Here is a 16,848-nt window from a genome sequence, read left to right as displayed (position 1 = left end):
ATGGATTTATTCGTACAAATCATAGTAGCTGCCATCTCTTCCGGCACACCTCTCTTATTCGCCACGCTTGGAGGCATTTTGATCGAACGGTCAGGCATAATCCAGCTCGGCGCGGAAGGTCTAATGCTGATGGGGGCCGTCATAGCCTGTATGACATACCTGCACACCGGCAGCCTGGCTCTAACCTTGCTTGCCGCCTGCGCGATAAGCGCGGTGCTCGGTATCGTCCATGCCTTTATGTGCGTGACGCTTCGGGCCAATCAGATTGTCAGCGGCTTGGCTTTAACGTTATTTGGCACCGGGCTCAGCGCCTATCTTGGCAAAAGCATTACCGGGCAGCCTGTGGCTGGCGCCGTTCCGAAGGTGAACCTGAATGGGCTTGAAGATGTGCCCGTAATTGGCGGAATATTCGCTCATCTCGATATTTTAACCTGGTTCAGCTTTATTCTGGTTATCGTCTTGCACTTATACATTCATCGCACCTCATGGGGACTTCACCTAAGAGCGATTGGGGATAACCCGCCGACGGCCGACGTGATGGGGATCCGGGTACAGACCTTCCGTTATGGCTATATCATCGTTGGCTCCATGCTGATCGGCCTTGCAGGCGCGGATCTGCTTATGGTGTATTCGCCAACTTGGATTGAAGGCATGACGGCAGGCAGGGGCTGGATCGCCGTGGCTCTCATTATTTTTGCAAGATGGAATCCGATCCGCGCTTTATTCTGCGCTTACTTCTTCGGCGCACTGGATACAATCGGCTTCCGTATTCAATTGATTGGCAGCGAGATTCCGTCCTATTTCCTCAAGATGATTCCTTACATTGTAACAATTCTGGTTCTGATGTTCCTTGGCTGGCGCAACCGCAATAAGCCTTCGGGCTCGCCGGAGTCGCTGGGTACACCGTATATTCGCGAACAAAGATTTTAAAGGAAGGGGATGGCGTTATGGCTGCAAATGCTCAAGGAGTAGCGGAAGCACCTTTCGTCTGGCATCCGGCAACCGCCGAGGAAGCCTGGCAGCTTAAGGCAACGCTTGGCGCGGAGGGCGTGTTCACCGCAGGAGGCACGCTGCTGCGGACGCAATGGGAATCGGGGCTGGCGGCCATGCCGAACCATCTGATCAATATTGGGGCAATCGAAGATCTGCATGGAACTCAGACGGACAGCGAGAGCGGAACAGTCTCCTTCGGAGCCATGATGACTCTATCGGACATACGGACCAGTCCGCTTGTTAATGCGAGTTTCCCGATTCTGACGGAAGCGGCACGCAGCATTGCCGCACCGTCTATCCGCAACCTGGCAACGATCGGCGGCAATATACTGTCAATGGTTGGCGACTCGATACCGGCCTTGCTTATCTATGATCCGGTTCTCCATTGGCATGACGGCACAAGCGGACTTGAGGAGTTTTTATCGGAATGGCTGTCCACCGCAGCGGTGCACCCGGCCTGGAAAGAACGGCTGCTCCTCTCGGTTGCGCTGACACAGCCAGCCTCGGATTCGAATACGAAGCGATTCGTCGCTTACCATAAAGTCGGCAGAAGGGATGCTTTTACCCCTTCCGTCGTAACCGCCGCATTCAGCATACAGCTTGATCCGGACAATCGGCTGAGAGACGTTCGGCTCGCGCTTGGAGGCGGGCAGACCATCCCGCATCGGCTGGAGCCGGTGGAGCATTTTTTGACCGGGAAGCCGGCCGATAAGAAGACCATTACGGAGGTTTATTCCATGATTCTCGAGCATTATGAGCCTAAAGGAGATGCTTTTGTGCCGGTCAGTTACCGGAAGAAAGCAGCGGCGAATCTGATCGCTTCGGAGTTATGGAAAGCTGTAAGGTGAAACGGCTTTTGCCAGCCTTTGGCGGCAAGGCGCGTTTCAATCCGGCAAATTCTAAGTCCGACTATAAGGAGAAACTTATACATTCTTAGAATTCAAGGTAAAGAGAGGACGGGTGGTCAACTATGCTCTTGAACAAAAAAGGAAGCGGGGCTCGCTGGCGAGTTCGTCCCGACGGGCCCGATAAAGTAACCGGCAAGCTGGCTTATCTGACCGATATGACAGCACCGGATATGCTAATTGGCCGTGTACTGCGCAGTCCTCATGCGCATGCGCGGATTACGGCTATTCGAACCGAGCATGCCGCGGCTTTGGATGGCGTGCATGCCGTCATTACCCATAAAGACGTACCGGGGCTTAACCGGTTTGGAATCGCGCATCCCGATCAGCCTGTTCTTTGCGAGGACCGAGTGCGGTATGTCGGAGATGCGGTTGCAGCCGTAGCGGCCGATACCCTTGAGATTGCGGAGCATGCGCTTCGGTTAATCGAAGTTGATTACGAGCTGCTGCCGATTGTAGAGAATGCGGAATATGCGCTTACGGACGAGGCGCCGCTGCTTCATCCGCAAGGCAATCTGCTACACCGGAACGGATTCCAGCGTGGCGACGTAGCTGCAGGCTTTGAGAGCTGCGCCCACGTCATTGAAGAAACCTACTTTACGCCGCGGCAGATGCATACGTACATGGAGACCGAAGGCGGCCTGTTTATCCCGGGGGAGGACGGACGGCTTACCGTTTATTCGCCAACCCAACATGGCTTTATGGACCGCATGCAGCTGGCTCGCATTCTAGCGATTCCGCAAAGCGAGATTCGGATCGTGTCCAGCCCGATCGGCGGTTCCTTCGGAGGAAAAGACGAGCTTAACGTTCAGCCCTACGGAGCGCTGCTCGCCCGGATAACCAAACGCCCGGTAAAGCTTCATAATTCGAGGTGGGAATCGGTTCGAGCCGGTCTTAAGCGGCATCCGATGAAAATTACGATGAAGACCGGCGTTGACGAGAACGGCCGGCTGATCGCCCACCAAGTCCGAATTATCGCGGATACCGGTCCTTACGCCACGCTTGGCGCGGAAGTGCTAAACTTCGCGGTGGAGCATGTGATTGGTCCTTACCGGTACGAGCATCTGGACGTGGATGGCTTCTCGGTCTACACGAACAACGGAATGTCAGGCGAATTCCGGGGGTTTGGCGGCAATCAGGCGATATTTGCCCTGGAAGGGCAGTTCGACCGGCTGGCTGAAAAGCTAGGCATCGATCCATGGGAGCTCCGGCTGCTTAATATGCGCAGGATCGATGATCCCGGCCCGTTTGATCAGCCTATCGCCCTGACGGAAGGCGCGAAACAGGTCTCGGCCGCGATGACTTCCAGCCCGCTATGGCAGGAGCGCAGCAATCCGGGGGCCAAGGCAGAGCAAGACGAACCGTGGATACGTACGGGAATCGGCGCGGCATTTACGATGCATGGAGCGGGACTTGGCTTCGGGATACCCGATCCGGCCGGAGGGCGATTGACGCTCGCGGCGGACGGCAAGATTGAAGCGGTATTCGGCTACGAGGAATTCGGGCAAGGCCTGATCGCTTCCCTTGAGCAAATGCTGATTGAGCAATTCGGCTTCGCTTCCGAGGACATCCGAATCGTTATCGGCGATACGGATGTCGTGCCGGACAGCGGATCAACCACCGCATCCCGCGCCACAAGCATGATGTGGAAGTCGCTGCAAAATCTGCGTCCGCTGTTCGAAGAAGCCGTTCTCGGCAAAGCAGCGGATCTCTTGCAGCTTCCCGTAAGCCAGCTTAGGTTTGGCGAAGGCGGCGTTTACGCCATTGAAGCCAGCCCCGAGTCTGGTAACTCGCATTGCCTCATGACTTATCCGGCACTCGCGGCAGCTTGCGGGGAACCAATCACCAGCTCAACGCAATTTCATTTCCCTACCTCCGCAACGCAAAAGGTAGGCGCCCATTTCCTCTATACGTACTCCGCGGTTGCCGTAAAGGTAGAGGTGAACCAGCTGACCGGCCGAGTCCGGGTGCTGCATCAATACCATGCGGTAGCAGCCGGGCCGGTGATCAACCCGCAAGGCTTTCTGGGGCAGATCGAAGGCGGCAGCAGCATGGCTATCGGCTTCGCCCTTACGGAGGACGCGGTTATGAGCGGCGGGCAATATTTGACGAAAAATCTGGATACGTACCTGGTCCCAACGATAGCGGAGCATCGAGGCACCATTGACGTTCATCCGATTGAAGAGCTGCCGGAAGAGGACAATTACGGTCCCCGCGGCATTGGCGAAGTAGGATCGGTAACGCTGGCACCTGCAATCGCCGCAGCCGTCTATGACGCAATCGGCGTTCGGGTAACTAAGCTTCCGATAGATTCGGAGCTGCTGCTCGCGCAATCTTTTGATTCATTCCTAGACAAGGCGGTGAGCGGAGAATGAAAGATTCGGCAAAGTCTGTTACACCGCTTGCGGCAAGCTCAATTCCGATAACGATTAACGGTCATGAAGTCAGCTTGAACGTGCCGCCGGCCAAGCGGCTGCTTCATGTGCTGCGCGAAGACCTGGCGATGACGGGGGCGAAGCGTTCCTGCGAAATCGGCCGATGCGGCGCCTGCATGGTTATGGTGGGCGGCGTTCCCGTTAACTCCTGTCTTACGATGGCCTATCAATGCTCGGGCAAATCTATTACAACCATTGAAGGAGTCTCGGCGCAAGCCGGCGGCATCGACCCGATCCAGAGAGCTTTTCTCGAGGAAGGGGGATTCCAATGCGGCTACTGCACGCCGGGAATGATTATATCGGTCAAGGCGCTGCTCGATCAAAATCCGGATCCGACCTCGCTTGAGATCGAAGAAGCGTTATCCGGCAACATATGCCGGTGCACCGGCTACGGAGGCATTAAGAGAGCCGTACAAAAAGCGATAGAGTGGAGGAAGGAAGCTTATGAATCTGAATCTATCCGCGATTAACGAAATGCCGAAGGAATCTTTTATCGAAGCGCTGGGCGCTATCTTCGAGCATTCGCCTTGGGTCGCCGAATCCGCCTTTGCTGCCAGGCCCTTCCGATCGGTGGATGAGCTGCATGACGCCATGGTGAAGGTTGTCGTACATTCTTCGGAAGAAACGAAGCTTAAGCTGTTCCGCGAGCATCCCGATCTGGCTACCCGAATCAAGATCGGCGATTATTCGACGAAGGAGCAGCAAGGAGCGGGACTCGACAGGCTGACGCCGGAAGAGTTCGAGGTATTTACGGCAAGCAACCGCGAATATACCGGCAAATTCGGCTTTCCGTTTATCCTGGCCGTCCGCGGCAAGGATAAATCCGATATTTTAGCCGCTATGGAAGCAAGAATCAACAACAGCCTGGAAGAAGAAGCCGACGAGGCCTTATGGCAAATCGCCCGCATTACGAAATTCCGGTTGCAGGATCTTATTACAGAATAGAAGGGATTGGTATTCATGCTTAAACTCCGCAGCGGTCGCACTCTCTATTATGGTAAAGGCGATGTTCTTACTTACCGCACTTATGCTAATCCGTTATCCGTAGCTGCCGTTCCCGAATCCGACTATACCGGTGACAGCAATGTCATCTTTGCCCATAACATAACGTTTGCCGTTAGCGGCGAACAGCTCCTCACTTCGTTTACCGAAGGCGACAACTCGCTTGTCGTGGCAACCGACTCGATGAAAAATTTTATTCTGCGCAACACGGCCGCATACGAAGGCAGCACAACGGAAGGCTTATTGGCGTTTATCAGCCAAAAGTTTATGGACCGGTACCCCCATATTGATGCCGTGGAGCTTAGCGCGGACCGGATCCCGTTCCATACGCTGGAGGTTGCCTCCCAAGCTGGCGAAGGGCTGGAGCCAAGTCCTCTCGTCTACCGCCGCTCGCATAACGATCATGCCAGCGCTTCGATGAAGCTGACCCGGAAGGACGGAGCACCAAGCATTGAATCGCATGAATGCGCCATTACCGATTTGCAGTTGATTAAGGTAAGCGGGAGCTCGTTCTACGGCTTTGTCCGCGACGAATATACAACGCTGCCCGAGAGCTATGACCGTCCGCTCTTTATCTTCCTGGACATCTTCTGGAAATATGATCAAGCAGACGATGCCGTTGATGCCGGGTTAGGACGTTACGTCCCTGCCGAGCAAATTCGGGATATCACCCATAACGTCTTCCATGAAATGAAATCTCCGTCCATTCAGTTCCTAATCTATCATGTCGGCCGCCGGATTCTAACCCGCTTCCCGCAGCTAGCCGAAGTCCGATTCGAGTCGAATAACCGGACTTGGGAGACTATCGTGGACAACACCGAGAATGATCCGGCCGGCGTCTATACCGAGCCTCGCCCGCCGTATGGTTTCCAAGGCTTTACGATGACGCAAGAAGATTTGACTACGGACGGAGAGTGAAGCCAATGAACGGCGGACGCATTACAACCCATGTGCTGGACACGTCGAGAGGGAAGCCTGCCGTAGGCATCAAGGTTGAACTCTACCTGATCGAGTCAGCCGAAAGCTCCGCGTTGCCCGAAGGACGCACCTTGTTGCGGACGGCAGCCACCAACGAGGACGGACGTCTGGATGCCCCGCTGCTAGGCAGCGAGGAGATGCTGGCGTCCGTGTATGAACTCGTCTTTTGCGCCGGGGACTACTTCCGGGATGAACAGAGACGCCATATTCTCGATTCAGACCCGGTATTCGACCGGATTCCGATCCGATTCTCCGTAACGGATGCAAATTCCCATTACCATATCCCGCTGCTTGTCGCCCCCGGCGGCTATAGCACCTACCGCGGAAGCTGAACAAAAGGAGGCTGCAGGATGAACCAGGTACATGATCGCATCATCCGCAATGGGCAGGTTGTTCTCCCAGACGGCACTTATAGATTGGACATAGGCATTATCGGCGGGAAAATCGCGGCAATCTCCGAATCGCTTGCACATTCCGCAGCAGATGAAATACTGGATGCCGAGGGCAAATATGTCCTTCCCGGCATGATCGATATCCATGTTCATTTCAATGAACCCAATTTCGGCCATTGGGAAGGCTTCGCGACCGGTTCTTCCGCACTTGCCGCCGGCGGCTGCACGACTTACGCCGATATGCCGCTGAACGGCAATCCGCCGACGGTTACCCCGGAGGCTCTAGCCTTAAAGGGAGAGCTAGCCAATGGAAACTCGGCCGTCGATTATACGTTCTGGGGCGGTCTCGTCCCGGGCAAGCTGGATCAGTTAGAAAAGCTGGCGGCGGAAGGCGTCCGCGGCTTCAAAGCCTTTATGTCCAATCCCGGCGGAGAAGGCGAAGGCCGCTTCCGCGAGGTTGACGACTTAACGCTATATGAAGGAATGAAGAAGATCGCGGCATTGGGAGGCTTTGTTGCTCTCCATGCGGAGAGTGACGCGATTACCTCTGCGCTGGCGGAACAAGCTATTCTGGAAGGACGGACAGATGCACGGGCTTTTGTGGATTCCCGTCCGGTTATCGCCGAGCTGGAGGCGGTGAATAAAGCCATTTTGTTCTCCGAGCAGACGGGCTGCGAGGTCCATTTTGTCCATATTAGCAGCGTGGAAGCGGTGGAGTTGATCGACAGGGCGAAAAAGCGCGGCATTCCGGTCACCGTAGAGACATGCCCGCATTATCTTCTGCTGACGGATGAGGATATGGCGGATATAGGTCCGGCCGCCAAATGCGCGCCTCCTCTTCGAAGCAAAGAGCAGAAGGAGGGATTGTGGCGGCTGCTTGCGGAGGGCAAGCTGGATGTCGTCGCTTCCGATCATTCTCCTTGCCCGCCGGAGCTCAAGCTGGGCGAATCCCTTTCCTTCTTCGAAGCTTGGGGCGGTATTGCCGGCGCGCAAAGCAGCCTCGAACTTATGCTTGACGAAGGCTTTATAAAGCGAGGAATCCCGCTGCACAAGCTGGTTGAGCTATTGTCTTCGGGACCTGCGAAACGGTTTGGATTATATCCGCAAAAAGGTCAAATAGCCGTTGGCGCGGATGCGGATCTGGTCCTCGTGGATGCAAGCCGTTCCTATACGCTGACGGAAGATCAATTGTGGCAAAGACATAAATTCAGCCCTTACCTCGGAAGGGAAATTGCCTGTAAGGTGACAACAACGCTTGTACGAGGCATTCCGGTCTATACCGATGAACTAGGCGTAAATCCGGTGAAGCAAGGTCAACTGCTGCTGCAGCGGGTTCATACGCCCCAAAAAACCCCATAACAGGAGGCTGTTACGATGAGGATTCCGATGGAACAAGAAGCGGCCTCTTTTGTATCCCGCCTTCTTGATGAGCTTGCCTCCTTTGGGGCCGATGAACAAGGAGGCGTTACGCGGCTGTTATATACGCCGGAATGGCTGCAGGCGCAGCTGTTCCTGGCTGAGAAGATGAAATCGCTAGGCATGGATGTAAGGTTCGACCGGGTAGGCAATCTATTCGGCCGGCTGGAAGGAAGCAGCAAGGAGGCACCGGTTATACTTACCGGCTCGCATATCGATACAGTACGTTCCGGAGGCCATTATGACGGCGCGTACGGCATAGCGGCTGGTATTGCGGCTGTAACCTATCTGAAGGATACGTACGGACAGCCGGTTAACACGCTTGAGATCGTCTCCTTCTGCGAGGAAGAAGGGAGCCGGTTTCCGCTCACCTATTGGGGCTCCGGCAATATGACCGGTGTCTACGATTGGCAGAGCGGCGGGATCGTGTTTGATTCGGGCGGCGTCAGCCTTCAGGAAGCGATGGAAATCGCGGGCTTCGGCAAGCAGGAGCAGGAGGCAAGCAAGCGGGAAGATATCGGGGCTTTTGTCGAGATTCATATCGAGCAAGGTCCGGTTCTGGAGCGTCAGCGCAAAAGAATCGGAATTGTTGAAGCGATAGTCGGTCAGCGCCGGTATGTCGTTACGGTGAGAGGGGAAACGAACCATGCCGGCACGACGCCAATGTCGATGCGCCATGATACGCTCGTTGGAGCGGCGGAGATGATTCTTCAGCTTGAAGCCGATGCTCTCGTCTGCGGAGAACCGCTTGTTGCCACGGTCGGACGGATCGAATGCATTCCGAATACGCCTAACGTAGTGCCTGGCGAAGTAAGCTTTACAGTAGATGTCCGTCATATAGACGAAGCCGTCATTGCGAAATTCTGCGAGAACGCGATCGCCAAGTTTTATGAAATTGCCAAATGGCGGGGATTAGAGCTCTCGATTGTTCCTTGGCTGGAAGCCAAGCCTGCGCCGATGAACAAGGAGCTGAGCGACAAGCTTGAGCGCATCTCCAATGACTTGTCTCTTCCTTACCGCCGGATGGTCAGCGGGGCGGGTCATGATGCTCAAATGTTCACGAGCCATTGCCCAACCGCGATGCTGTTTGTGCCAAGCCAATCCGGCATCAGTCATTCGCCGCAGGAATTTACATCGCCTGAAGAGCTGGCCGAAGGGGTATCCGTATTGGCCGCTTTATTATACGAGTTAGCTTACGAGGGGATATTGCCATGAAACGATACGCCGAATTAGCCCCATCGCAAAGAACGATTATGACCCCCGGTCCGGTGGAAGTGGATCCAAGAGTGCTTCGTGCGCTCTCTTATCCGATTCTGGGCCAATTCGATCCTGAATTTACGTCTTACATGAACGATACGATGGAAATGCTCCGCTCCTTGTTCCGTACAACCAATCATTGGGCGTTCCCGATAGACGGAACCTCCCGCTCCGGAATAGAAGCGGTACTTACCAGTCTGATCGAGCCAGGGGATAAGGTGCTCATTCCGATCTACGGCCGGTTCGGCAATCTTTTGTACGAAATTGCGGAGCGGGTTGGCGCCGAAGTCGCTTTTATCGAGGCAGAATGGGGAACCGTCTTTGATCCTGGGGACGTAATCAACGCTATTCATCGGGAGAAGCCGGCGCTTGTGCTGATGGTTCATGGGGAAACCTCGACCGGACGGATGCAGCCGCTAGCCGAGATTGGCAAGGTATGCCGCGAGCTGGGCATTCTGTTTGTGGTTGATGCGGTTGCAACGATCGGCGGCGTTCCGGTGAATACGGATGAATGGTTTATAGACGCGGTTATCGGCGGAACGCAAAAATGCCTCTCCGTGCCTTCCGGAATGGCACCGATAACGTACAATGACATCGCAGCGGCCAAGATTAACGCCCGCAAATCTATTGAACGAGGGCTGCGTACACCGCACGAATCCAATCTCAACGCGTCTACACGCCGCCCTGTCATCCAAAGCAACTATTTCGATCTTGCCCAGCTGCAGGATTACTGGAGTCCTGCCCGGCTTAACCACCATACCGAGATGACCTCCATGCTTTATGCGCTGCGCGAAGGTCTTCGCCTGGTTCTGGAGGAAGGTCTGGAGGAGCGCTTCGCCCGCCATCGGTTGAACGAAACCGCGCTTATAGCCGGATTGGAAGCAATGGGCCTTGCTTTGTACGGCGACCCGTCCTGCAAGCTGCCGGTTGTGACCTGCATTTCGATTCCGGATGGTATCGACGGGGAATCCGTGCGCGGTATGCTGCTGAACGCCTTTGGCATCGAAATCGCCAGCTCCTTTGGCAGTTTGAAGGGTAAAATATGGCGAATCGGCACAATGGGCTATAGCTGCCGCCAGCAGAATGTCCTTCAATTGCTAGGCGCGCTGGAGGCCGTGTTAATTCGTCACGGGGCGAAGCTTCATACCGGAGCGGGCTTGCAGGCTGCGCTGGATGTTTACGATTAAACATAGTAAAATGACGGAACAACATAAGTTTCGAGAGCTGAACGATGTGAATATGTTGAGAAACGGTGTCCACCTTTTTGCTTGCCGCAGGAAGGGAGATGCCGTTTTCACTTACCGATATCCATTATCGTCACGGAAGGAAGGTGTACATTTCATCATGAATGAACAACTACTGGAACAAATAAAAGAGCTCCCCAAGATTGATCTGCATGTGCATTTGGACGGCAGCGTAAAGCCGGATACAATCCGGGAGCTCGCGAAGGAACAAGGAAAATCGCTTCCGGCAGGCGCGGAAGGCGATCTGACGCCATGGATGCAAATCGATGAGACCTGTACCAGCCTGGTTGAATATTTGAGCAAGTTCAGCTTTGTGCTGCCGTTTATGCAGACGGCCGAATCGCTTGAACGTATTGCGGAGGAGGTCGTCGAACAGGCGGCGGCTTCAGGATGTCTTTATATTGAAGTTCGTTTCGCACCTTTGCTTCATACCCTTGAAGGCCTATCGGCAGGCGAAGCGATTCTGCATACGATTGCAGGATTACAGAAGGGCGAACAAATGTTTGGTATTAAAGCTAGAGTCATCGTTATCTGCATGCGCCATGATGCGGTAGAGAGAAATCTTGAGGTCATCGAAGCGGCCCGCGAGTATTACGGAAAAGGCGTGGTTGCCGTCGATCTGGCTGGCGACGAAGCGGGATTCCCTCCAGCCCTCCACCAAGAAGTATTCGAGCTGGCGAACCGTTACGAGCTGCCAATAACGATTCATGCCGGTGAAGCGGGCGGCTCGGTTAACGTGAGAGAATCCATTACGAGATTAGGTGCCAGCCGGATTGGCCATGGCGTTCGCATTACCGAAGATTCGTCGGTTATCGAGTTGGTAAGAACAACCCGAACCCCGCTCGAAATGTGTCCGGTCAGCAATATTCAGACCAAAGCGGTAACGGGCTGGGATGCTTATCCGATCCGCAGATTTCTGGAGGAGGGACTTCTGGTTACGGTGAATACGGATAACATGACGGTGTCGGGCACTACGATGAATCACGAATTCGAGATGCTTGCGGAGCATTGCGGCTTTACGACCGAAGAGCTTGCGCAACTGACCGTCAATAGCGCTGAAGCAGCCTTCCTTCAAGGCGAGGAAAAGGAAGAGCTTAAAGCAGCCGTTCATAGCGCCTTGCAAAAGCTTGGTTATACTCTCTAATCTTTTTTATGCCTATTGGCAGGGATCATAGAGAAAACGGCGAACCTCCCAAGTAGGGAGAAAACGTTTTTTATTTACTCAACTCCTGCCTATTACAGCGTCCGGAAAGAAAGGGGTATAAGAATGAGTCAATCGGCAATCGGAACAAAAATGATTACCCAAATCGGGATTCTTGTGCATGACATTGAGGCCGTAAGCGAAGCGTATGCGAATTTCTTCGGAGTAGAAAAACCGGGGTGGAATTGGACGGATACTCCTGACAAAGCGCAGACCGAGTTTCAAGGCGAGCCTTCGCAGGCGCGGGCCAAGCTGGCTTTTTTCGATATGGATTCGCTCCAGCTCGAGCTGATCGAGCCGGACCTGCACCCGAGCACCTGGCGGAACTATCTGGAGGAGCATGGGGAAGGACCGCATCATATCGCGTTTGTAATCGAAGGCATGAAAGAGAAAATCGCCATCATGGAAAGCAAAGGCATGAAGCTGCAGCAGAAGGGCGAATATACTGGCGGGCGTTATGCGTATTTCGATTCCGTCCCGCAGCTTAAGGTATTGATCGAACTGTTGGAGAACGATAAATAACAGCGGGGAGGGCATCATCATGCATAGACTATTAGCGGTAGTCGGGGATTATTATCACCCGGAGTCGGTCATTGAAGAAGGACTTGAAGAAAGCCTCGCATCCTGGCTGGCAAGCGGTAACGTCAGCCTTGTTTATACGACGGTCGACCATCTTGCGAAAGCGCTTCTGGATAAGCCGGACGCAGTGATCCTCTTCAAGGACGATAAAATCAATCCGGCGGACGAGAATCCCACGCATTGGCTGGATTCCGAGACGGAGCAGGCGATGCTTCAATACGTCTATGAAGGCGGCGGCTGGTTTTCCTGGCATTCCGGCCTTGCCTCCTACCCGGAGGACGGCGCGTACATCTCGATGACGCGCGGATATTTCAAGTACCATCCCGAGCAGAAGCTGGTTCGCTTTGAACCTGTGGCGAGCCATTCCTCGGATTCAACGGACCATTTTGTCGTTAACCCGGCGCTTGGCTTTGAATCGGTAGAAGAGCACTATTTCGTCTATTGTGACGAAGCGAACACCAATGTGTTCATGCGTACCTACTCGGAGGACGGAGAATCCATCGGCGGCTGGTCGCATTCTTACGGCAAAGGAAGGGTGTGCTGCCTGACCCCTGCCCATAATCATCATTCTCTTATCCAAACTGAGATGAAGCAATTGGTTGAAGCCTGCATCCGCTGGTGCGCACGGGCATAAAACCGCATATTCCGTATTAAGCTCCTTCTATAGAGGAGCTTCTTCTTTTTCTGCTATAATGTCGGTATGTACATAAGGTGGTGCTCGTAATGGAAAAAATGATCGATGATCAATGCGACGATACGTGCCATGGCACGGAGCTTCATAGCGATAATCTGGCAAATGCCAGGATGGAAGAGCCAACGGCCATGGATTTGGCGGAAATGTTCAAGGCGCTTGGCGACCCAACCCGGGTAAAAATGATTTACGCGCTGCTGGACCGGGAGCTTTGCGTACATGATTTATGCCAGGTACTCGACATGGCGCAGTCGGCTGTCTCCCATCAGCTGCGGTATTTGCGCAACGTCCGGATTGTCAAACGGCGGAAGGCAGGCAAGACGGTCTATTATTCGCTTGACGATGATCATGTGAAGGAAATCTTTATTCAGACGCTCCAGCATGTGCAGCATTATGCCTGATTGACCCGAAATCCGGAAGGCAAAAGGAGTGTTGCTCACTATGAAAATTGTCGTTGTCTCGGACACCCATATGCCGCGTATGGCGAAGGCTTTTCCGCCTAGGCTTCTGGCCGAGCTTGCGAACGCTGATCTGATCCTGCACGCGGGGGACTGGACCAGCTCCGACGTATTCAAGGAGCTGTCAAAGTTTGCACCGGTAAAAGGCGTAGCCGGCAACAATGACGGAGAAACAATCGTCAAGAAGCTGGGCTTTAAGAAAATCGTCAACGCCGGAGGGAAACGGATTGGCCTTGTGCATGGCCATCTTCCCTATTCCATTAAGAAGGCGGAACAGAACGCGGCCTTGTCTTTTGACGCGGGCCAGGTCGATGCGATCGTATTTGGCCACTCCCATGTACCATTTTTAAAGGAACAGAACGGAATCCTGCTGTTTAATCCCGGTTCGGCGACGGCCAAGCGCAAGCAGCCCCAATATTCGTTTGGCATTATGAGCATTACAGAGGGCGAATTGAAGGCCAGGCATATTTTTTACGATAATAAAGTCTGAAAAGCTGCAGGGGAGGCTGGTAAAATCGTCTATATCCTAATCGGGCTTGTAGCCCTAATTACGCTGATCTACGGTTTGTTTATTCTCCCCACGCAATGGCTGAAGGTCGAGAGAGTCCATTACAAGACGGGAGCAGGTATAAAAGTTCTCCAGATTAGCGATATTCATATCGAGCATATTCGTATTCCGGCCAGCCGGCTAACCCGGTTAATAAAGGCGGAGCGGCCTTCGCATATCGTGATAACGGGAGATTTCACGGAGCTTGCCCCGTATCTTCACAAGATGCAGCGTTACATAAAAGAACTGGCATCGGCTGGTGTACCTATCCTTGCGGTGTACGGGAATCATGATCATCATCTTCCTCCCGATGCTCTGAAGCAATTAACGAAGATACTGGTAGGCGCCGGGGTTCGTCTGCTGCACAACGAGGTTCTGGATCAAGGGCATTATCAGTTTATTGGCATCGATGATTGGACCAGCAAAAAAAGCGACCCCGAACATGCGTTCGCGAAGGCTGATTCAAGCAAACCATCCATTGTGCTGACGCATGATCCCAATGTTGTTTTGCATATCAAGGATTCGTTCGCGTACCTGATGGCGGGACATTTTCACGGGATGCAGTTCCATCTTCCGTTCCTGTTCAAGTATTTGAAGAAGGGCGCGTTGCCTGCGGCAGGAATCTATAAAGGGATGCATCGGATGGAGAACGGCATGATTTATATCTCGAAAGGAATCAGCCAGACCGGCACGAATGCACGGTTCCTCATTCGAAGCGAAGTCACCATCCATCAATTGTAGCAGGCGGGGAGCGGGAAGCCGTGGCAGATCAGGATCAACAGCCGAAATCGTGCAAAATGGAACGCATCGGTATAGTCGTAGACATTACGGACGATCAGGTGCAGCTCGAAGTAGAAGGAAAGTCTGTTCATGTCCCCCGTAGCAAAACCTCGGAAACCCTGGTTTCTGGTGATCGGGTGAGCTGGAGCGGGAAAGTCTGGGTGAAAATACGGGAAGAGGAGGTGAAGAACCGATGAAAATGAGCGTTACTTCTGCCGCAACGGCACTTTTCAAACAAGAATGGGGTTTCAAGAACAACGACAGCGTGCGGATCTTTGTCCGGTACAGCGGCGGCGGAGAGGACGCCTTCGCATTTGGCATCATGAAGGATACCGCCCGTTATCCGGCCGTATCGACGGTGGAGGACGGCATTACGTTCTACATGGAGGAAAATGATGCGTGGTATATGGATGGAAAGGATCTTACCATCGACTGCCGCAATGACAATATCGTGTTTATTCGGTAATCCCGCTTACAACGATACAAAGAAAGACGCTTCAACCTTGTAAACACATGGTCTTGAAGCGTCTTTTCTTCATGTTGCGGCCGGCCGTAGTCGTTATAGGAAAGGCAGCTTGAAGGATTTCTTAACAAGCGGATACAGCCATTTCACTCCGCTGGGCGTTAACGTGTCGGCAATCAAATGCGATAAGTAGCCGGCGACCGCAATCTGCATAATGCCTTCCAGCTGCAGCTGCTGCTCTAGACCCCAAGCAATGGCGCCCCATGCAACAACCGCCCATATCGTGTGGGTCAAACCGCGATGTTTTAGCCAAGGCACCCAAGCGACAAACACGCCAAAGCCGATTAACCAAGTCATGCTCATCGTTATTCCGCCATAGATATGCGCAGCTCCAACCGCGCTAACCAAGGCATTCCGAATCGTGCCGCTGCGTACGACGAGACCCAGCAGCAGAAGAGCGGCGCAGGCAATGCCAAGCGGGATGTTTATGTAATGATCGCTGAAGTACAAATACGCCGTAACGGCGGTTAGCAGCCAGCCGCTTCCAAGAAGCAGTCCATGCAGCCATCTGGAAATTTTGCTTGCTTTCGAGCTTAATAGGCTAGGCCCGTCAAGATCGGCGCTTAAGGCGGAAAATGCGGCGACGGCAATATAAGTTGCTGCATTAACGAGAGTAAACGGATAATGAGCCGCAGCGGCTGAGCCAATCGCAACGCCGATAGTAAGATGAGTCGTGCCTTTCATTGGACCTCCTGTGACTGATTTGCAGTAATCAAACGTATGTTCGCCTGTCTATTATAGCGCATACGTTCGGTTATTACCACATTAGTTAACATAAATAATCATACGTTAACTCATCCCATTTTAAGTCCAATAAGGCTTCTATTGATGCAGTTCATTAATGAATTGTTTGGTCTGATAGATCCGAACGCCAATGTTCTTCATTTCGGTTATCCCTTTTTCATAAACGCCCGAGAGGGAATCTTCCACCAATATAATTTTGAAGTCCCGTTCGCTTGCTTGATAAATACTGGTTCGCGGGCAGTTGGGAAAGTTGCAGCCGATAAAAATCAACGTATCAACGTCTTTATCCCGTAGAAAGGCTTCAAGCTCCGTCTGGTAAAAAGCGCCCCAGCGCGGTTTATACATCATCCATTCGGAAGGCCCTATAAGGGGAAGGCTGCCCCGCAGCAGATCCCGTGGATCAGCAGCTATGGCATTAGGCGGCATGATCTCTTCCACAAGCTCTGCACCTTTAGTGCCCGGACGGACAGCTCTTTGCGGTAGAGGTCGACGTTCGAGCCATTTTCCATGTAAAGCCGCACTACATGAATAATCGGAATCCCTAATGTTCTTGCGGCATTCAATATAAGCTTCATCTTTGGAATGACTGTGTAGGTTCCTTCAATTTCGGCAACCGCTCCAGGCAGAGTGAAATCATTTTGCGTATCGATTGTGATGACTGCACAGCGGTTAAAGTTTGGTTTTGTATATTTTTCCATATAAC

General features: G+C 53.3%; 21 protein-coding genes. 17 read left to right on the top strand and 4 right to left on the bottom strand.

The genetic code is table 11. The features are described 5' to 3' along the window. The 16 genes from WFJ73_RS05880 (at position 1) to WFJ73_RS05805 (ending at position 14,839) form a co-directional block, all read left to right on the top strand. Positions 1–930 (top strand): ABC transporter permease, encoded by a 930-nt coding sequence (locus WFJ73_RS05880; protein ID WP_336772169.1) that lies wholly within the window; start codon positions 1–3, stop codon positions 928–930. A gap of 17 nt (positions 931–947) precedes the next feature. After that, positions 948–1,841 carry an FAD binding domain-containing protein gene (locus tag WFJ73_RS05875; protein WP_336772168.1) on the top strand — a complete coding sequence of 298 codons (894 nt, stop codon included), beginning with the start codon at positions 948–950 and terminating at the stop codon, positions 1,839–1,841. A gap of 122 nt (positions 1,842–1,963) precedes the next feature. Continuing rightward, positions 1,964–4,273: a xanthine dehydrogenase subunit D gene (gene pucD, locus WFJ73_RS05870; RefSeq protein ID WP_336772167.1), complete on the top strand. Its 2,310-nt coding sequence runs from the start codon at positions 1,964–1,966 to the stop codon at positions 4,271–4,273. Further along, positions 4,270–4,803 carry a (2Fe-2S)-binding protein gene (locus WFJ73_RS05865; protein ID WP_336772166.1) on the top strand — a complete coding sequence of 178 codons (534 nt, stop codon included), beginning with the start codon at positions 4,270–4,272 and terminating at the stop codon, positions 4,801–4,803. Before pucD ends, WFJ73_RS05865 begins: the two co-directional genes overlap by 4 nt. After that, on the top strand, positions 4,778–5,278 hold the full coding sequence (uraD, locus tag WFJ73_RS05860; RefSeq protein ID WP_336772165.1) for a 2-oxo-4-hydroxy-4-carboxy-5-ureidoimidazoline decarboxylase: 501 nt from the start codon (positions 4,778–4,780) through the stop codon (positions 5,276–5,278). The genes WFJ73_RS05865 and uraD overlap by 26 nt, the downstream gene beginning before the upstream one ends. A gap of 15 nt (positions 5,279–5,293) precedes the next feature. After that, complete coding sequence (gene pucL / locus WFJ73_RS05855; RefSeq protein WP_336772164.1) at positions 5,294–6,253, top strand: factor-independent urate hydroxylase; 960 nt, start codon at positions 5,294–5,296, stop codon at positions 6,251–6,253. 5 nt (positions 6,254–6,258) lie between these two features. Continuing rightward, a complete protein-coding gene (gene uraH / locus WFJ73_RS05850; RefSeq protein WP_336772163.1) occupies positions 6,259–6,645 on the top strand; it encodes a hydroxyisourate hydrolase in 387 nt (128 codons plus the stop codon). A gap of 18 nt (positions 6,646–6,663) precedes the next feature. Continuing rightward, on the top strand, positions 6,664–8,064 hold the full coding sequence (locus tag WFJ73_RS05845; RefSeq protein WP_336772162.1) for an allantoinase: 1,401 nt from the start codon (positions 6,664–6,666) through the stop codon (positions 8,062–8,064). Positions 8,065–8,079: 15 nt separating this feature from the next. Then, positions 8,080–9,336: an allantoate deiminase gene (gene allC / locus WFJ73_RS05840; RefSeq protein WP_336772161.1), complete on the top strand. Its 1,257-nt coding sequence runs from the start codon at positions 8,080–8,082 to the stop codon at positions 9,334–9,336. Then, positions 9,333–10,565, top strand: coding sequence for a pyridoxal-phosphate-dependent aminotransferase family protein (locus WFJ73_RS05835; RefSeq protein WP_336772160.1), 1,233 nt, complete (start codon positions 9,333–9,335; stop codon positions 10,563–10,565). Before allC ends, WFJ73_RS05835 begins: the two co-directional genes overlap by 4 nt. Before the next feature lie 157 nt (positions 10,566–10,722). Next, on the top strand, positions 10,723–11,766 hold the full coding sequence (gene add / locus WFJ73_RS05830; protein ID WP_336772159.1) for an adenosine deaminase: 1,044 nt from the start codon (positions 10,723–10,725) through the stop codon (positions 11,764–11,766). A gap of 123 nt (positions 11,767–11,889) precedes the next feature. Then, positions 11,890–12,345 (top strand): VOC family protein, encoded by a 456-nt coding sequence (locus WFJ73_RS05825; RefSeq protein ID WP_336772158.1) that lies wholly within the window; start codon positions 11,890–11,892, stop codon positions 12,343–12,345. A 19-nt stretch (positions 12,346–12,364) separates the two neighbouring features. Further along, complete coding sequence (locus WFJ73_RS05820; RefSeq protein ID WP_336772157.1) at positions 12,365–13,036, top strand: ThuA domain-containing protein; 672 nt, start codon at positions 12,365–12,367, stop codon at positions 13,034–13,036. An 89-nt stretch (positions 13,037–13,125) separates the two neighbouring features. Continuing rightward, positions 13,126–13,494 carry an ArsR/SmtB family transcription factor gene (locus tag WFJ73_RS05815; protein ID WP_336772156.1) on the top strand — a complete coding sequence of 123 codons (369 nt, stop codon included), beginning with the start codon at positions 13,126–13,128 and terminating at the stop codon, positions 13,492–13,494. 40 nt (positions 13,495–13,534) lie between these two features. Continuing rightward, on the top strand, positions 13,535–14,041 hold the full coding sequence (locus WFJ73_RS05810; RefSeq protein ID WP_336772155.1) for a metallophosphoesterase family protein: 507 nt from the start codon (positions 13,535–13,537) through the stop codon (positions 14,039–14,041). Positions 14,042–14,116: 75 nt separating this feature from the next. Further along, positions 14,117–14,839 (top strand): metallophosphoesterase, encoded by a 723-nt coding sequence (locus WFJ73_RS05805; RefSeq protein WP_336772154.1) that lies wholly within the window; start codon positions 14,117–14,119, stop codon positions 14,837–14,839. On the opposite strand, the gene WFJ73_RS05800 is transcribed toward WFJ73_RS05805, so the two are convergent. After that, positions 14,830–14,970: a hypothetical protein gene (locus WFJ73_RS05800; RefSeq protein ID WP_336772153.1), complete on the bottom strand. Its 141-nt coding sequence runs from the start codon at positions 14,968–14,970 to the stop codon at positions 14,830–14,832. The two genes, WFJ73_RS05805 and WFJ73_RS05800, sit on opposite strands and share 10 nt — an antisense overlap. A gap of 101 nt (positions 14,971–15,071) precedes the next feature. Here WFJ73_RS05800 and WFJ73_RS05795 point away from each other — a divergent pair, with 101 nt between their 5' ends. Beyond that, on the top strand, positions 15,072–15,344 hold the full coding sequence (locus WFJ73_RS05795; protein WP_127495127.1) for a HesB/YadR/YfhF family protein: 273 nt from the start codon (positions 15,072–15,074) through the stop codon (positions 15,342–15,344). Between the two features lie 93 nt (positions 15,345–15,437). Here WFJ73_RS05795 and WFJ73_RS05790 read toward each other — a convergent pair whose 3' ends face one another. The 3 genes from WFJ73_RS05790 to WFJ73_RS05780 all read right to left on the bottom strand — a co-directional run bounded on the left by WFJ73_RS05790 (position 15,438) and on the right by WFJ73_RS05780 (position 16,843). Beyond that, positions 15,438–16,085, bottom strand: a complete 648-nt coding sequence (locus WFJ73_RS05790) for a metal-dependent hydrolase (RefSeq protein WP_336772152.1) — start codon at positions 16,083–16,085, stop codon at positions 15,438–15,440. A gap of 138 nt (positions 16,086–16,223) precedes the next feature. After that, entirely contained in the window at positions 16,224–16,583 is a 360-nt protein-coding gene (locus WFJ73_RS05785) for a cysteine hydrolase family protein (protein WP_336772151.1), read from the bottom strand. Beyond that, on the bottom strand, positions 16,553–16,843 hold the full coding sequence (locus WFJ73_RS05780; RefSeq protein ID WP_336772150.1) for an isochorismatase family protein: 291 nt from the start codon (positions 16,841–16,843) through the stop codon (positions 16,553–16,555). The genes WFJ73_RS05785 and WFJ73_RS05780 overlap by 31 nt, the downstream gene beginning before the upstream one ends. Between the last annotated feature and the right edge of the window lie 5 nt (positions 16,844–16,848).

Origin of the sequence: Paenibacillus sp. MMO-58 (genome assembly GCF_037146255.1) — a bacterium.
Taxonomy (GTDB): Bacteria; Bacillota; Bacilli; order Paenibacillales; family Paenibacillaceae; genus Pristimantibacillus.
Note: the sequence above shows the minus strand (reverse complement) of the source record. Positions and strands in the feature narration are given on the sequence as shown.

Bases quoted from the DNA above. Each gene is read 5' to 3' on its own strand.
- WFJ73_RS05880 (WP_336772169.1), top strand. From the start codon at position 1: ATGGATTTATTCGTACAAATCATAGTAGCTGCCATCTCTTCCGGCACA.
- WFJ73_RS05875 (WP_336772168.1), top strand. From the start codon at position 948: ATGGCTGCAAATGCTCAAGGAGTAGCGGAAGCACCTTTCGTCTGGCAT.
- pucD (WP_336772167.1), top strand. From the start codon at position 1,964: ATGCTCTTGAACAAAAAAGGAAGCGGGGCTCGCTGGCGAGTTCGTCCC.
- WFJ73_RS05865 (WP_336772166.1), top strand. From the start codon at position 4,270: ATGAAAGATTCGGCAAAGTCTGTTACACCGCTTGCGGCAAGCTCAATT.
- uraD (WP_336772165.1), top strand. From the start codon at position 4,778: ATGAATCTGAATCTATCCGCGATTAACGAAATGCCGAAGGAATCTTTT.
- pucL (WP_336772164.1), top strand. From the start codon at position 5,294: ATGCTTAAACTCCGCAGCGGTCGCACTCTCTATTATGGTAAAGGCGAT.
- uraH (WP_336772163.1), top strand. From the start codon at position 6,259: ATGAACGGCGGACGCATTACAACCCATGTGCTGGACACGTCGAGAGGG.
- WFJ73_RS05845 (WP_336772162.1), top strand. From the start codon at position 6,664: ATGAACCAGGTACATGATCGCATCATCCGCAATGGGCAGGTTGTTCTC.
- allC (WP_336772161.1), top strand. From the start codon at position 8,080: ATGAGGATTCCGATGGAACAAGAAGCGGCCTCTTTTGTATCCCGCCTT.
- WFJ73_RS05835 (WP_336772160.1), top strand. From the start codon at position 9,333: ATGAAACGATACGCCGAATTAGCCCCATCGCAAAGAACGATTATGACC.
- add (WP_336772159.1), top strand. From the start codon at position 10,723: ATGAATGAACAACTACTGGAACAAATAAAAGAGCTCCCCAAGATTGAT.
- WFJ73_RS05825 (WP_336772158.1), top strand. From the start codon at position 11,890: ATGAGTCAATCGGCAATCGGAACAAAAATGATTACCCAAATCGGGATT.
- WFJ73_RS05820 (WP_336772157.1), top strand. From the start codon at position 12,365: ATGCATAGACTATTAGCGGTAGTCGGGGATTATTATCACCCGGAGTCG.
- WFJ73_RS05815 (WP_336772156.1), top strand. From the start codon at position 13,126: ATGGAAAAAATGATCGATGATCAATGCGACGATACGTGCCATGGCACG.
- WFJ73_RS05810 (WP_336772155.1), top strand. From the start codon at position 13,535: ATGAAAATTGTCGTTGTCTCGGACACCCATATGCCGCGTATGGCGAAG.
- WFJ73_RS05800 (WP_336772153.1), bottom strand. From the start codon at position 14,970: ATGAACAGACTTTCCTTCTACTTCGAGCTGCACCTGATCGTCCGTAAT.
- WFJ73_RS05795 (WP_127495127.1), top strand. From the start codon at position 15,072: ATGAAAATGAGCGTTACTTCTGCCGCAACGGCACTTTTCAAACAAGAA.
- WFJ73_RS05790 (WP_336772152.1), bottom strand. From the start codon at position 16,085: ATGAAAGGCACGACTCATCTTACTATCGGCGTTGCGATTGGCTCAGCC.
- WFJ73_RS05780 (WP_336772150.1), bottom strand. From the start codon at position 16,843: ATGGAAAAATATACAAAACCAAACTTTAACCGCTGTGCAGTCATCACA.